This is a genomic window from Marinobacter sp. ATCH36 (assembly GCF_023555055.1).
Taxonomy (GTDB): Bacteria; Pseudomonadota; Gammaproteobacteria; order Pseudomonadales; family Oleiphilaceae; genus Marinobacter.
This window is the reverse complement of sequence record NZ_JAMJPL010000001.1, coordinates 1,505,614-1,520,305: the sequence shown is the minus strand read 5'-3', so window position 1 is coordinate 1,520,305 and position 14,692 is coordinate 1,505,614. Positions and strand designations below refer to the sequence as shown.

Below are 14,692 nucleotides of genomic sequence, written 5' to 3'. Positions count from 1 at the left end.
AATTTCTTGATGCAAACGCTTATCGTAAAAATGGGCGACCGGACTGACTTCCGGTCGCCCAAACCTTCTCTAAACGTAAAAGTCCAGGTCTTCCTGGGCTTTCAGCAGATCCCGCATTTTGATGGGATCATCTCCGAAGAAGAAGAGCAGGCCCCAGTGCGTGCCAAAGGCTGACCGGTCCGGAACTGTCTCTTCGGTTGGCTCAAGCAGCTCGTGGGACTCGAAGTACGGATGCTCAGTGGTTTCCTTGGGCATCTCCAGCCTGCTGACAACCCGGCGCCGCGGATAGACACCGAAGCAGCCCGCGTAACCTCTCGCACCTTCGACTTCCTTGGGGAAGAAGGCAGCCACTTCCTCTTTTGTGCTCTTCGGGTCGAAAACCAGCATGGAAGCCTGGTAAGCACTGAATCCGTAGGCTCGCTCTATCAGCTCGAAGGCTTTGAAGCCCGGTGGGCGATAAGCGATTTCTCCAAAGTACATCTCGCCGTCTGCGGTGACGAAGTACTCGGGATGAATCAGACCGAACTTGATATCAAAGGTTTTGATCAACAGTTCAATCTGCTTGGTGATCGCATTTCGCCAGCTCTCGAGCTCCTTGGTAGCCGGCACAAACACCGAATACCCCAGGGTTACGTACTCGGAGATATTGAGGAACTGGATCTTGCCATCGTGAATCCAGGCTTCAACCGCAAATTCCCAGCCACTGAGATGGCTTTCCATCAGCAGCGGATATTCCTCGGCCGGAATCTGGTCAATTTCTTCCAGAGTGCGGATCATGCGATGACCCAGGCAGCCAGCCTTGTCGAAGGCCTTGACGTGAATCGGGTCATCCGGGTCACCGTCGAGCTTGAGCAGCGTCTGGTTAACACGCTTCATAAAGCGGATGATGTCTTCTTTCTCGTGAGCCTCCTCAAAGATGCCGACCCGAATACCGCCAAGCTGGGCACGGCGTTTCATCAGGGCCTTGTCGCGGAACAGAATCGACTGTCCGTACATCCGTGGACTGTCCATGAGGACGGAGTTGATGGCGCCTGACCATTCGACGGTTTCCTCGAACAGCGGTATAGCCACATCAACGCCTTCCGCTTTGAGCGTTTCTGCAATTTCAAGAGATCGGTCATTCAGCCGTATGAAATCCCAGGGGATAAACGGAATATTGTTGGCGGTGCAGAAATCTGCAGCCCATTCAGGCGCAACAACCACGTAACGACGGTTAAACTTCTGGGCCGCTTTGATGGCATTGACGCTCCAGCCAAGCAGGGCGATATAGCCCTTGTTCGGATCTTTCGGGGTTTCGGTGCCCTTGACCGACGGCATTTCCGGATCGCGCCAAGCCAGTACTTCTTGAGAAAGTTTTGATTCAGTTGTATTCGTCATTTAAACGACTCCTTCTTATTTGCGATAGAGGGCATTGATGACAGTAGCCAGTTTCCAGATCGGACTACGGCTTCCACTGCGCCTCAAAGACGGTTGGCAGGCCTTGCACGATGCGATTGGCCTCCCCCCATCTTCGCGCGAAATATATTCCTAATAATTGACTATGCATACTAACTTTCGGGTGGATTACACCTATGGGTAAAATCCCCTTGAGACCAACACCCCTGGGCCTTGCGGCGTGGGCTATCATGGCTTGGTAGGGTTACCTGTTCTCAAATCTCCTCACGCACCTTCACGTACGTAAGCGCGGCGATCAGGAACAGCCGTCAGGGACACACTCTTCGAATCTCAACGCTTCGGGGCGCGCAGGATAAACATTGCGGCAACGGCGAGCAAAACGATGGCGCCAGCCTCGTAGAGAATGTTCAGGGGATCCATTTCCTTTCCCTGCAGTACGATCAGGCGGGCAAGAGCGGTGATCGCAATAAAAATGGGATAGATGAAGGGTGACCCCTGCCCGGTGTAGAAAACCGCGACCATGGCAATCACCTCGGTGTACAGGAACATCAGCAGGATATCCGCAAGCTCGACGGTTCCACTCTGGTAAACGCTGACAACCTCAATGCTGGCAGCAACGATCGTCAGCAGCGCCGTCAGAATCAACATCAGTTTTTCGGCGATCCGGAAACCCCCGACCGCCAGAACGCGTTCGACGTCGCTCATGGAGTCAGCGCCGGGTTCATGCGGTTCCTGATCCTGATTTTGTCGATCACGTTCGGAGCCTGAGTCTTGCATAACTGAACCTTTCAGCGCCAAATTACTGAACTTGCGAAGAAGCTATGCAATCACTATAGCCTCCAAATGCTTCAGCGGCATTGTAAAATAAATTTGTCCCGCTTTAATCAGCCAGGTTGACATACCCCAAGGTTAGTTAGAGGCTAGGGCACTATGTCCAGAGCAAAAAGCGAACCCGAAAGCAGTGAGAGTGGCGCACCAGAAGAGCTCCTGAAGCCGCTTGACGCGGCCATCAGCCGCCTTGCTGAACTCAATGCCGTTGAAGGCGTATCGCCGGTCTTCGAGGTCATTGAGGCAGTCCAGCCCCTGATGTTCAGTCCGGAAGGCCTGGAGGCTATCTACGAGCGCGTGCCAGCCATTGAGGCGGCCGGGCTCTTTGGCGGCAGCGACTGGGACTACCCCCAGACGCTGGTGCCCTCCCTGGCCGTGCGCACGGTGCGCCACGGCGAGCCGACCGCAACTCTGGTCGAGATACTTAGCCAGGTTCGCCTGCTGGCGGTGGCCAAAGGTGACTTCACTCACCCTTCTACCTCCGCGGAACACGCCCATCACTTTCTCGCCCAGGTACTGGCGATGAATCTTGACCTGGTGGTCAGTGATCTCCAGGAGAGCGACCGGCTGCGGCCCGACAGACTCGGTTACGCCGTTCAGAATCTGTATCATTACCTGCTGCGGCACCTGGGCTACGAGAACCTGCTGGAACATCTGGTGGCCGAAGTCTGGCGAATTCTGGCGCAACGTCCGGTCCAGGTCGACGGAGTCAAACAGATGGTGACCCAGATTTCGGTCTGCCTGGAAAAACCGCACGCACTGGGTGGCGAAGTCAACGACGATGCTCTGCAACTAATCAACGCCGTGTTCAGCCCCACTGAAGGTTGCCGCGAAGACCCCGGCTTTGATGTCTACATGGAACGACTGGCGGAAATGGACGACGCCACTCTGCTGCAAGAAGCCATCGCCTTTGCCAGAGCCATGCACAGCACCGGCCTGGTGTCAGCCTACATGCCGGTGTTCATACGCTTCCTGCGCGGTCGCTGGAACGCCCTGATTCCCACGGCTTTGGGCCTGAGCCACACCGGCGCCGACGCCTTTCACTGCTACCCGGCACTGATCCACAAACTGATTGATGAAGCCCTGTTCCCCGAAACCAGCCAGTGTGCCTATGGCCTGGCCATGATGCTGGAACGGGGTATTCTCTATGCGCCTCCGGTCGCGCCTTCCCTGTGGCGGCAGATAAGACTGACGCTCTGCGACGCTGCGGTCCAGAAAATCGTAGCCGTGTTCGGGAACAGTCGCCCCCCGGAATGCTTTCTGCTCGCCGACGTGCTCAATGTGCTCGGGCGCCCGCTGGGTGTTGGACAGGGCAACTACCCCACCTGCCAGTCGACACGCGCCCTTTCCATGTGGGCTTACAACATGCCGGCAGAACTGCTCCGCATCCTCGCCTGGGCGGCACGCGACGATGAAATCGTGATGCGTTTCGAAGGCAACAGCATTTCTTCGCGGGATCTAGGCGCAGGGCTCGCCAGCGAGCCTCCGGTGGATGTGGATGCCGTTTCACTGTTGACAGTGCCGCACCTGGATCGCATCTATTTCGAAATGGGTCGCCGCAGCATTGGACGCGGAGAGGATCCGCACAAGTGGGTCAACGCCGAATTCCATGGCGATCATGTTGGCCACGGATTTCGTATCGCCGTGGACGTGTTTACGGGTAACCTAAAAGACTTCGAAGGGTTTATTCGTGATTTCTACGCCGCCTACCATCCTTTCTACAACGGCAACATCCCGGTCATCAATCCACAACCGGCCGGCATTGCGGTAACTGACAGCGCCACTCGCTTTCTTGGCTGGCACGCTATCACCATTCAGCGGCTCGCGATGGACCCGGACGAGGTCATGCGTGTCTACTTTTTCAACCCCAACAACGACAGCGGGCAAAACTGGGGCCAGGATATTGTCACCTCAACCCAGGGCCACGGCGAGCTTTACGGCGAGGCCTCGTTGCCAGTGGCCGAGTTCGCCTCACGGCTGTATGTGTTTCACTATGATCCGATAGAAAAAGGCGAGCCGGGCGATGTACCAACTGATGACGTCAGTCGGGCCATGCAACTGGCCCGGGACAGCTGGGCCTCGGGGCGTTAGATGCCCCTGATGCAGAAAGAGTACCTGCCTACAGACAATCAATAGTCACGCTTTTCAGCTAGCGTTCAGGTTAATCTGCTTTGATCCTGTAGATGCGAATTGTCCACTTTTACCCTTGCCTACATACTCAATAGTCCCGCCAGACTTTAAAAAAGCAGCAGTCTGCTCCTCAATGGTGGCAGTTGTTAGTGTGGCTTGTGCGGGTTTCTTGCTCATCATATTCTCCAGGTTAACTGTTGGCTTATTCACCAACTGCAAACCGCCATGGTATCCGAAATAGAAAAAAATTGTTTGGAATGAGATTCGCACGTTGGCGGTGAGGGGACACACGGCCAATAGCGTCTATACTGCCTAGAGCACAACATCAGGAAACTGGCGAAGTACCGGGGCAACGTTTGATTTCCGAGGTCGGCAGATACACAGGCAGAATCTGCAAGGAGCATTCATGAAACCGTTTCGACTGAACAACCATGGAAAGCTGGTATTTCCCACAAGCATCTTTACCGAGCTTGACTTCTCGATCATCAACGATCTTAACCAGCTTGAGGCCATTATTCGGCGCGACTTCGAAGTGAAGGCTCCAACCGGCACGGAAATCGCCGATCGGGCCGCTGCGGGAAGCTATGCAACGCGCTATGACCTTTTGCGCGACATCGGCTTGCACCTTTTCTGGGCAAACCGTTACGCGCTGGTGATGTACAACAAGCAGCCGATGCGCTGGCGTGATGTCCCGCGGAACCGCGACGATGTCTTCGTCCCTCTGCTGCAGCCCTGGGAAGGACGGAAAGCCAAGACCGCAAGCGTCCGCGAGGCCTACGCGCAGCTGCCGGCAAAGTGGAACGCAGCAGTTGAAGACGAACTGTTCGACAGACTCTTCGACTGCTTCTCAAACAAGCTCTATCACGCAACGTCACTACCGCCGATCAAGGCCACGATTGCCGAGGCGCTCGCCACCGCCGATGCCAGGACGACCACCCTCGGCAACTATAACCCCGACCACCCGCGCTACAGCATCGACGACATCCTTGATGTCTCAGACGAACAGGCCGAACTGGAGGCACTACGGCGCTGGGCGATGGTGCTTCACAACCAGCAGCCCTGGGACCGGAGCCAGGCCAGTCTGAAACCGTTGGCCGAAATGCAGGATGACGACATCGTTGTGCTGTTTTATCCGAAAAACCGCCACGTTCTCGAATTCATCAACCGCGAAAAGAATGGTACGACCGCCGCCAAGCAGGCGCCGACGCCAGATCCTGCGGTCGAGCCCATAAGGCCCTATCCGCCGATGGTGATCGGCGACGATGCGCCCATTCAACCGAAGATCGAGGCGCTGGCAATCCGCAAGGGTGAGGTCATCTGCTCAAACGAGGATGTGGTCCGGAACTCTCCATTCTCGTGGTCACCGATGAGCGCGGAGGAAATCGCCGACAAAACTGGCATCGAACGACGCCGTTATACGGCCGAGCCACTGGAGAATATTGCCCTTGAGGCCGCGCGAGCCGCGATGACGCATGCCGGTCGTGGATCCGAGGAAATCGGTGCGGTGCTATTCTGCTCCTGTACCTCGAGCCGACTGATTCCGTCAACCGCCACCTGGCTCTCAGGCCAACTGGGCATCCTGCAGACCCACTGCTCGGCCGACATCGTCGCTGCGTGCGCCGGATTTCCGTATGGCGTCGCCGAGGCAGTTCGCTTGCTGCGAGAGATCGAACGTCCGGTCCTGCTGGTTATGGCCGAGAAGTTCTCGGACAAGATCGGTAATGCCCGACCGTCGCGGATGATCTTTGGCGACGGGGCGGCCGCCATGGTGATCGCGCCGTCCGAAGGTGAACGTGATATTCATGTAGTTCAGACCTATGCGAGCGGGCCCGCCAGCCAGGTAAACTCGATCATCTGGCCGAATCACGATTTTGACAACGACATCACGGTCTATGGCCCCGAAGTCAAGGCTCTGGTCAAACGCTACCTGAACCAGATGATGGGCGAGCTTTCCGAGCTCGGACTCGATATCGACATCATCGTGCCCCATCAGGCCAACAAAACAATGATCATCGAAATCGCCGAGCCCCAGGGGATTGATGCCAAGGACATTTATTTCAATATCGCAGAGGTCGGGAACGCCTCTGCGGCGAGCATCCCCATCGCGTTGGCCGACGCCGTCTTCGACGGGGTGATCAGCAAACGGTCGCAGGTTTTCACGCCGGGCTTCGGTGCAGGAGCCGTTGGTGGCTACGTTATCCTGTCGCTGGACCCGGCAATGGTTGCGCCAGAGGTGACCACCGCCCTCGCCATGAGCCCATCACCGACGAAGGCGCATTCTTCAATTGAAGACGTCAAGAAGGCGTTCCACGAATAACTTCTCGTTTCAGCGAATGGACGGGGCTTTTCCGTTGTGCCTTCTGCTGGTCAGTTCTCGCCATCAGTCTGGCGGACACTCTGCTCTGCTTTCTGCCAAGCCTCGGCGAGCTGGTCGAAGGCATCATTAAAGCCTTCCTTCATGGATTCCCAGGTATAGTCGGCGCTGTCCTGCATACGCTGGTACCACTCCGTCACCCGCGCCCGCTCCCGGCGCAGGGACGCCAGCGCGGTCTGCGCCTGGGCCCGGGCCAGCCTGTCGGCCTCATCCCAGTCCTCCTTGAGACGATTCTCCAGGGTCGCGGTACGAGCATCGATATCGCTGAGCACTTCATCGATACCCGTCATTAACCGTTCCCGCCGCTCGGCGGTGAAATCATTCAACTCCTGGTCAAGGTTCTCGACATCCTGGCGCAGCGTCTCCACGGTCACCTCGCCTTCATCCTCCGCTGCCTGGCTTTGGGCCAATGGCATTATCATGACCAGCAGCAAGGCGCTGGCCTGTAGTAGTAATCGGTATCGCACGGTCTGGTACCTCCCTCGAAAAATAATTGTAAACCTCAGTCCACCAGGGCGCCGTTGACGATAGCCCGCAGCTCCTGACGTATAGGGTAAGTGGATGACGGGATCAACTGTGTCATGAAGATCATCACAAGTTCTTCCACCGGATCCACCATGAAATTGGTGCTGGCCAGCCCACCCCAGCCAAACTCGCCTTCCGAACCGTTGATCTGGGACTTGGCCACATCGGTCTTGACCGAAAAGCCCAGGCCAAAGCCGGTGCCCGCATAGGGAGTCTCACTGAACGCCCCTACCGACAAGCCAGGCAGGTCCTGGTTGCCGGGCAGATGATTGCGGCGCATGAACTCAAGGGTCTTGCGGCCGATGATGCGCTGGCCCTGAAACTCGCCGCCCTGGCACAGGGCCTGGGCGAAATGGAAATAGTCGTCGATGGTGGACACCAGGCCACCGCCACCGGACAGGTAACTCGCTTCAGTACGAAAATGGGAGCGCTCCGGGTCATCCTGCAACTTCATGCGGTCGCCGGGCTGGTACTCGTAGCACGCGGCCAAACGGTCAGCTTGCAGATTACTTACCTGGAAGCCGGTATCCATCATCTCCAGGGGCTCAAAGATATTCTCCCGCAGGTAGTCGTCGAACGGTTGGTCCGCCAGCAACTGCACCAGGTAGCCCAGCACATCCGTGCTCACCGAGTAGTTCCAGGCGCTACCGGGACTGAATTCCAGCGGCAGCTCTGCCAGCCGCTCCACCAGAGTATCCAGGGTAAGGTCCCTGCGGCCGTCAAGACCAAGCTTCCGGTAGGCGGCGTCGACGTTGGTGCGGTTCATGAAGCCATAGGTCAGCCCCGACATATGGGTGAACAGATCCCGGATCGTCATGGCACCGGCGGCCGGCTCGGTGAGGAAATTCGGATAGACCCCGGCCTTGAATACCCGCATCCGCTTCCAGGACGGAATGTACTTGTGGACCGGGTCATCCAGCAGGAAGCGGCCCTGCTCGTAAAGCTGCATCATGGCGATGGCGGTGATGGGCTTGGTCATCGAATAGATACGGAAGATGGTATCCCGTGTCATGGGCTTGCTGCGCTCCACATCCATCATGCCTTGAGCCGTAACACAGGCAATTTCGCCGCGCCGAGCCACCAGGGTCAGCGCGCCGGGTAATTTGCCGGGCTGAATATAGCGGCGGTCCAGGTGGCTTTCTATACGCTCAAGCCGATCCAGGGACAGACCGGCGATATGTCGGTTCTCGGTCATCGTTTACTTGATTCCTCGTTCAGGGAGTTGGCTGTAGCTCAGATGCAGCGGCCCTGGCAATGGGTGTACACGTGAGATTAACTATCAGCTTATCAAGCCTGGGCATTCAGGAACATTGCACAGGCGAAAAGCCTGCAAATAGCTGTCTGGGTATAGCCGTGACAAGCCAGGATGGGCTCCGCCCGGGTTGCCACGCGCCCAGCCAGTCTGGTCACATCAGTTTTAAGTGAATTTTCCATCGCAAAAATACGCGAAAACTCCCGAAACTGATATCAATCAAAACAACGCTGTGATAATCCCCTACCTTGGCCTCCAGATAATCGGGAATTCCGACCTATTCGATTACTGGAGGACCAAAATGAAGAAAAGGAAATCAGCGCTGTATATAGCCGTCGCTGGCATGGTCTCAGCCCCCGCAGCAGGGCAGAACTTTGAAGTTCAGGACCTGAATGTCAGGTTTTATGGCCACATCAACATGGCAGTGATGCACGCAGAAACTGGAAACGGCTCCGAGCAGTACATCGTCGATAACGATTATGCCTCAAGTCGAGTCGGTGGCGTGATCAGCACTAACCTTGAAGAGATTGACCTGAAGGTTGGCGCACATATTGAGTACGAATATCAGCACAACCCCTCGAACCTGGTGACACCCGAAAACCGGACGATCAAGGGAGATTTTGACGAGCGACACCTCAACCTTTTTGCAGAAGGCGGATTTGGCAAGGTTTCCGTGGGACAGGGGCATGGCGCCGCAGATGATTCTACCGAGATGGATTTGTCTGGCACCAAAGTCGCCTCCTTTCCAGACCTGGCACTGGTGGGCGGTGCTTTACCATTCGTAGACAATAGTGGTGATGCAACCACTAGTCCTACCCTATTTCAGACCATCCGCAATCAGGATTTCGAAGCACGCTACGACCGTCTGCGCTATGACACGCCAGCCTTTGGTCCGGTCACATTTTCTGTGAGTCAGGGCTACAAGAATGAAATGGATATTACCGAGGTGGCTGCGAGCTACAACAAGGCTATCGAAGGGGTTGGTCAGCTATCTTCCGCGATTGGTTATTCCACTCGGGATACGGGCGGCCCAGCGGGTGATGTGGTGAATATTGGTGGTTCCGTATCCTGGCTACATAACACCGGCATTAACATGACGGTGGTGTATTCCAATATCGAGAATGACTCTATCCGCGATTCTGATTTCAGCATGTTCAAATTGGGCTACAAGACTGGAAAGCACTCTTTTACCATTCATCGTGCGCAAGGTGACGACTTCAACCCGGTAGTCATTACACCGTCGGCTGCGGCGGGACAGCCCGATACCCGTTTCACAGTTGCCGGTTCAGAGGCTATCGTCTTCGGCGCTGCTTACGTCTACAAACCCATCAAGCGACTGGACATATATACGGCTTACAATAACTTCTCTCTAGACAGTGATGTTGGCAACTACGATGACGTCAATATAGCGATGGTTGGTAGCCGCTTCCGGTTCTGATTGTCAGGAAGAGACAGGGTGCAAAAAAAGGAGGAGCTGGCCTTTGGGCAGCCCCTCCTTTTTTCAAATACTATTCAAACGTTCTTGGACGAACCGTATCCGGTTTCAGGAACGACTTCTCGCCAAGGTTGCTGTGATCTCCCAGCACATGGCCATCGGTTTCCCTGGCCTGCCCATACATCGAGTGCTTGTGAAAAGGCTCCCTGGTCTGTTCCAGAGTTTCTTTTATATCACCCGTGTATCGAGGATCCTGCGGGCGTTCCTGGTTGCTCATGTAGTAGGCTATGTCCCACGCTTCCTGATCATCAAGACTGTTAGGCTGGCCCAGCGGCATGTTGTTCTTGATGAAACCGGCTGCAGTGAAAACCCTTACAATGCCTGCCCCCCAGTTGTTAGACATATCTCCCCAGGTTGCAGGGAAAACCGTCTGATCGTCCACACGCAGGCCCTCGCCGTTGTTACCATGGCATGCAGAGCATTTTTCCTGAAAGGCGGCCTCACCCCTAGCATAGCTCAGCTCCTCAGGGCGCTCCGGTGCCGGGAAGCCGCGGCCATATATGGGCTGTTGCGGATACATGGGCACATCCGTGGCCAGCCATTGATGATACGCAGACAGTGCAACCATATTATCGCTGCCGTACTCGGGAGGCTTGCCATTCATGGAGTAGGTGAAGCAGCCGGCAATGCGTTCCTCAAGGTTATTTACGTGGGCGTTCTTGCCCCGGAAGTTGGGGAGGGTAACTGCAGCTGGCCAGATTGGCGCACTAAAGGGCATCCGGCCTTCGCCCAAATGGCAGCTGGAGCAGTTCATGTTGTTGAACACGTTCTCGCCACGGAGTTGTTGGGTGTTGGTGAACAAGTCGTAGCCTCTTCGAATTACACGCTTCAATTCCGGGTGCAGACTCGCGTCTTCCAGATCCTCCATCGTGGGTGGTATGTGCACCAGCTCGCTTTCTTTTGGTTCCGGGTAGCCAAGCTCCGCCAAGGTATCGATGTATTGCTGGGTTATTTCGTCTTCTGCTAATGCATTGGCTGAGAACAAAAGGGTTCCGGACAGGGCAGCGTAAGTTAATTTGCGAATCATGATATCGGAAACCTCTTAGTTAGCAGCGGAGTTCTGTCTAGCGAGCCAAACGGAGACTGCGTGAATATCGTCATCGCTCATCCGACGGGCGATTGAGCCCATAAGGTCTTGCGTGTCGTTCTCTCTGGCACCCGCTTTCCAGGCTTGCAACTGTGTTTCAATGTAACCGGCGTGTTGGCCGGCAATGCCGGGGAAAACCTCTCCAGCACCTTGATTGCCGGGGCCATGGCAGCTTTTACATGAAACAACGTAGCTGGACCAGTCACCCCGCTCAGCCAGTTGTTTGCCGCGCTTGAGTGTCGTTTCGTCGGCACCTTCGCCACCACTGCCCTGGGTGGCAGCCAAGCTGGCATAGTATGCGGCGACATCTGCGATTTGCTGCTCGTTCAGCATATTGGCAAAAGGCATCATGCTGGCGTTGCTTCGCTCGCCGCTCTGGTAATCATGCAGTTGTTTGGCAATGTAGGCGGCGTCCAGTCCTGCCAGCCGGGGCCAGGATTCACCACCGGGGACATTTTTGCCGCTGCCATCGGCCTGGTGGCAGGCCGCACACACGCCGGCCGCTGCTGCACCTCTTTCAGCATCACCATCCACTTCCGCAAGCACATAGGCGGAGCAGGTAGCCAGCCCCAGAGCAGCCAGGATTCCTGGAATCTTTTTCACAGTAGATTTCCCTCTCAGTCAGCGCCAACTCAAAATGGCGTATTCTATTGCTCTTGTTACTTTGCCTGCTTCAACAAAACCATGTTTGATAAAGATCAACTTAGCCGGGCTTAGGTGGTTACGCGAGCAGACTTCTGAAGCCGGGACAGCCAGAGGGAAGCAGGTCGACCCGAGATTCAGCCTGCTCTGGAATTCCCTGGTTTAAAAAATTGAAAATTTCTCTATACATTGCCGGGTAATCAGCGTACCGTCTTGTTGGTCGGAAAGATCTAGCAAAGCACTTCACGAATAAGACCTTTTAGTTGTAATACTTCTCGTCCTGTTTTTGACCCTGCACGTTTTTTTGTTTCCCGCATATCGCTGATCAAAAATCACAACGATTTTTGGACGGCACATTATTGATCAATTTCAGGATAGCTATTTATGTCTACAATTACTGGCAACGTTAAGTTCTTCAACGAAGCAAAAGGTTTTGGCTTTATCACTCGTGAAGGAGACTCAGACGTCTTTGTTCATTACAGCGCCATTCAGGGCAGCGGTTTCAAAACTCTGGCCGAAGGCCAGAACGTTGAATTCAGCGTGACCCAGGGCCAGAAAGGCCCACAGGCAGAAAACGTTATTGGACTGTAAATAACAGCCAATAAGAAACTGCAAAAAGGCAGCCTCTTCAGGCTGCCTTTTTTTATGGTTCCTCGCGGATGCGCTATTCTTCCCGGATATCAGCCGGTTTCACCCCTGTTTTCCGCGTCCCACAACACTTTCACAGGCGCAGAAAGGCGCTCGGGCCTGCGCGGAGTGACCCCGGCAAAAGCCTCATAGAGCTTTTGCATATCCGCAGTCATATCGTCACTTGGTTGAAGAATAAGTGGATAAGTCAGTTGTTTCTTACGGTAATCTGCGGCGGCCACAACAATGGGCACCCCTGCCTGTGTGGCAATCTGGTAAAACCCGGTTTTCCATTTTTTCGCGTTATGGCGGGTTCCCTCGGGTGTGACCACAATAACCATCTGGTCGTGCTCAGCGAATTGTTCTACCGCTTGCCCAACCACGCCGCCTGCCTGCGAACGGTCAACCGGAATGGCACCAAACCGCCGCAACACCCAACCCAACGGCCCCTTGAACAGGGTGTGCTTGATCATGAACCGGGCATCCAGGCCCAGGGCAACGCCGCAAGCAAGGCCCAGAACACCATCCCAGTTGGACGTGTGTGGCCCAGCCACCACCATGGCCTTGGGGATATCCGGAAAAGGGTGAATCTCCCAGCCGGCTACACGCAACATTCCGGAGGCCAGTCGCTGCATAACTGAACTCTCAGTATGCGCCCCGGCACCCACTTTTTTCTGTGGCATACCTGTTATCCATTGATTAAAAACGACACAATCTACCAATATTGGCAGCAAGCCCGGATTATACGTTATTCACCGGATAGCCTGTATTGGTGATAGCGTTGCCAGATAACACACAATTTTGTTAATTAAGGATGCGAATAAGCATGACCGGAACAGAGAACCCGAAACCCAACACCCTGTTCATCGAAGTATCCGGCTCTGGCCTGCCTGAGGTAGATGGCCTCTACGTGCCGTCAAAAGCGCCCCCTGCCAAATCCGATGCGGGGGTTATGTCTGCTCCCGGCTACTGGAACGGCAAGATGGCCTGGGATCGCGCCGATGGCAAAGCCGCCAGAAGCCCGGCCATCTCCTATTCCATCGGTTTCAAATCCTGGCGTATCTGCCGCCTGGACGGACACCTTGCCTACGAAATCGGCGGTGATGACGAGTTGCCGCCCACCGATCGCCAATGGAACGTTTACAAGATGGGCGTTGCGCCTGCGCCGAAAGTGGTGATCCACGATTCTGACCCAAGATAACTATGATTCATGCAAGTCAACTGGAGCCAGGCCGTATTCGTCTGTCAGCCGACACCTTTCGACCGCAGCCACTGACTGACTTGCGCCTCGTTCATCGCACCGCTTTGGCGGGGCACTTACCTCTCTGAACGCGCTGAACAAGCATTCAGAAAGAAACGGGATACCGGCCGCCAGCAGCAATCGCCACCACAATCAGCCCAAGAAGCAGATTGGTACCCACCAGCCTGCGGATCTGCGCCACCTGGCGCCCACCTTCCTGGGGATCCTGGTTGGCAACCGCCTGCTTCAGTCGGCGGAAGGGGGCAAAATACACGTGAAAATAGAGCAGGATCATCACAATCCCAAGCCCCTGCATAACGTGTATATGCCAGCCGGCACCCGCCATGCCACCAAACACACTGAAGATCATCCAGTAGCCGGTCACCAGCAACAGGATCACGGCCGCCCAAACCCACCGGAAAAACCGGGACAGGGTGTGGCACCAGAGTACGCCCCGCTGCGATGCATCAATCACCTCAACGACCGCCGGCCGCATGGCCATATAGGCGAAAAACATGCCGCCAACCCAGATCACGGCAGAGAGTACGTGAAGTGCGATAGCCAGACTCATAAAGGAACTCCCGGACAGGAAACGTGTTTAATGAGCATAAGCTTTATGACGGGTTAATTCATCAGAACACGCCCGTCTCTGCCAACTGCCGTATGATCTGAATCGTTTCAATGTCTGTGGCCACATAGGCCTCATGGAGATACTGATCGTACGGCATCGAATCGCCCCGATTCTCGATGCTTGCGGCGTGATATCGGAACCGGACAAAAAGCGATCCCGGTTCCGGCTCTTCAATATCCATCACGAGATTTGCTGCCGGAACCGTGTCCGTTGGCAAGGTTCTATACTCGATTCTCGCCTCCGACCAGAACGTAACTTCGTCAAATACCTCCAGCCCCGGCAATTGCAGGCACCGTTTCATATAGGCAGGTTCCTGCTCAAGAATTTCATAATCCTCAACGCCTACCAGGAACTTGTCCGGGCGCCGGGCCCGCAGAACCAGCCCTTCCCAGATCTGGAAGCGGGTCAAGGTAGGCAGTTCGGGCTTCGTCAGGTCGTTGATCTGAACAATGTGTTCAAACCTCAT

15 protein-coding genes are annotated in these 14,692 nt (G+C 55.4%); 5 read left to right on the top strand and 10 right to left on the bottom strand.

Translation table 11 applies throughout. The annotated features are described in order from the left end of the window. Positions 1 to 69 precede the first annotated feature (69 nt). Entirely contained in the window at positions 70 to 1,377 is a 1,308-nt protein-coding gene (locus M8010_RS06925; protein ID WP_250089857.1) for an ATP-grasp domain-containing protein, read from the bottom strand. 348 nt (positions 1,378 to 1,725) lie between these two features. Next, positions 1,726 to 2,100: a phosphate-starvation-inducible protein PsiE gene (locus tag M8010_RS06920; RefSeq protein ID WP_250089856.1), complete on the bottom strand. Its 375-nt coding sequence runs from the start codon at positions 2,098 to 2,100 to the stop codon at positions 1,726 to 1,728. Between the two features lie 225 nt (positions 2,101 to 2,325). Between M8010_RS06920 and M8010_RS06915 the strand changes: the two genes are divergently transcribed. Next, positions 2,326 to 4,314, top strand: coding sequence for a hypothetical protein (locus tag M8010_RS06915; protein WP_250089855.1), 1,989 nt, complete (start codon positions 2,326 to 2,328; stop codon positions 4,312 to 4,314). 54 nt (positions 4,315 to 4,368) lie between these two features. Here M8010_RS06915 and M8010_RS06910 read toward each other — a convergent pair whose 3' ends face one another. After that, positions 4,369 to 4,530: a PFL_1563 family small protein gene (locus M8010_RS06910; protein WP_250089854.1), complete on the bottom strand. Its 162-nt coding sequence runs from the start codon at positions 4,528 to 4,530 to the stop codon at positions 4,369 to 4,371. A gap of 229 nt (positions 4,531 to 4,759) precedes the next feature. On the opposite strand from M8010_RS06910, the gene M8010_RS06905 reads away from it, so the two are divergent. Further along, positions 4,760 to 6,670 carry a 3-oxoacyl-[acyl-carrier-protein] synthase III C-terminal domain-containing protein gene (locus M8010_RS06905; protein ID WP_250089853.1) on the top strand — a complete coding sequence of 637 codons (1,911 nt, stop codon included), beginning with the start codon at positions 4,760 to 4,762 and terminating at the stop codon, positions 6,668 to 6,670. Positions 6,671 to 6,720: 50 nt separating this feature from the next. Here M8010_RS06905 and M8010_RS06900 read toward each other — a convergent pair whose 3' ends face one another. Further along, positions 6,721 to 7,194: a hypothetical protein gene (locus M8010_RS06900; protein WP_250089852.1), complete on the bottom strand. Its 474-nt coding sequence runs from the start codon at positions 7,192 to 7,194 to the stop codon at positions 6,721 to 6,723. Between the two features lie 35 nt (positions 7,195 to 7,229). Further along, a complete protein-coding gene (locus tag M8010_RS06895) occupies positions 7,230 to 8,447 on the bottom strand; it encodes a serine hydrolase domain-containing protein (RefSeq protein ID WP_250089851.1) in 1,218 nt (405 codons plus the stop codon). Between the two features lie 358 nt (positions 8,448 to 8,805). Between M8010_RS06895 and M8010_RS06890 the strand changes: the two genes are divergently transcribed. Next, positions 8,806 to 9,942: a porin gene (locus M8010_RS06890; RefSeq protein WP_250089849.1), complete on the top strand. Its 1,137-nt coding sequence runs from the start codon at positions 8,806 to 8,808 to the stop codon at positions 9,940 to 9,942. 70 nt (positions 9,943 to 10,012) lie between these two features. Here the strand turns inward: M8010_RS06890 and M8010_RS06885 are convergent, their stop codons facing one another. Next, on the bottom strand, positions 10,013 to 11,026 hold the full coding sequence (locus tag M8010_RS06885) for a c-type cytochrome (protein WP_250089848.1): 1,014 nt from the start codon (positions 11,024 to 11,026) through the stop codon (positions 10,013 to 10,015). Between the two features lie 15 nt (positions 11,027 to 11,041). Next, positions 11,042 to 11,689, bottom strand: coding sequence for a c-type cytochrome (locus M8010_RS06880; RefSeq protein WP_250089847.1), 648 nt, complete (start codon positions 11,687 to 11,689; stop codon positions 11,042 to 11,044). 423 nt (positions 11,690 to 12,112) lie between these two features. Here M8010_RS06880 and M8010_RS06875 point away from each other — a divergent pair, with 423 nt between their 5' ends. Beyond that, positions 12,113 to 12,319 carry a cold-shock protein gene (locus M8010_RS06875; protein WP_250089845.1) on the top strand — a complete coding sequence of 69 codons (207 nt, stop codon included), beginning with the start codon at positions 12,113 to 12,115 and terminating at the stop codon, positions 12,317 to 12,319. A gap of 89 nt (positions 12,320 to 12,408) precedes the next feature. Here the strand turns inward: M8010_RS06875 and M8010_RS06870 are convergent, their stop codons facing one another. Next, positions 12,409 to 13,038, bottom strand: a complete 630-nt coding sequence (locus M8010_RS06870) for a lysophospholipid acyltransferase family protein (protein ID WP_250089844.1) — start codon at positions 13,036 to 13,038, stop codon at positions 12,409 to 12,411. 143 nt (positions 13,039 to 13,181) lie between these two features. Here M8010_RS06870 and M8010_RS06865 point away from each other — a divergent pair, with 143 nt between their 5' ends. Then, complete coding sequence (locus M8010_RS06865; protein ID WP_250089843.1) at positions 13,182 to 13,556, top strand: hypothetical protein; 375 nt, start codon at positions 13,182 to 13,184, stop codon at positions 13,554 to 13,556. Between the two features lie 145 nt (positions 13,557 to 13,701). On the opposite strand, the gene M8010_RS06860 is transcribed toward M8010_RS06865, so the two are convergent. After that, positions 13,702 to 14,166, bottom strand: coding sequence for a CopD family protein (locus tag M8010_RS06860; protein WP_250089842.1), 465 nt, complete (start codon positions 14,164 to 14,166; stop codon positions 13,702 to 13,704). Between the two features lie 61 nt (positions 14,167 to 14,227). After that, complete coding sequence (locus tag M8010_RS06855; RefSeq protein ID WP_250089841.1) at positions 14,228 to 14,692, bottom strand: AtaL-like protein; 465 nt, start codon at positions 14,690 to 14,692, stop codon at positions 14,228 to 14,230.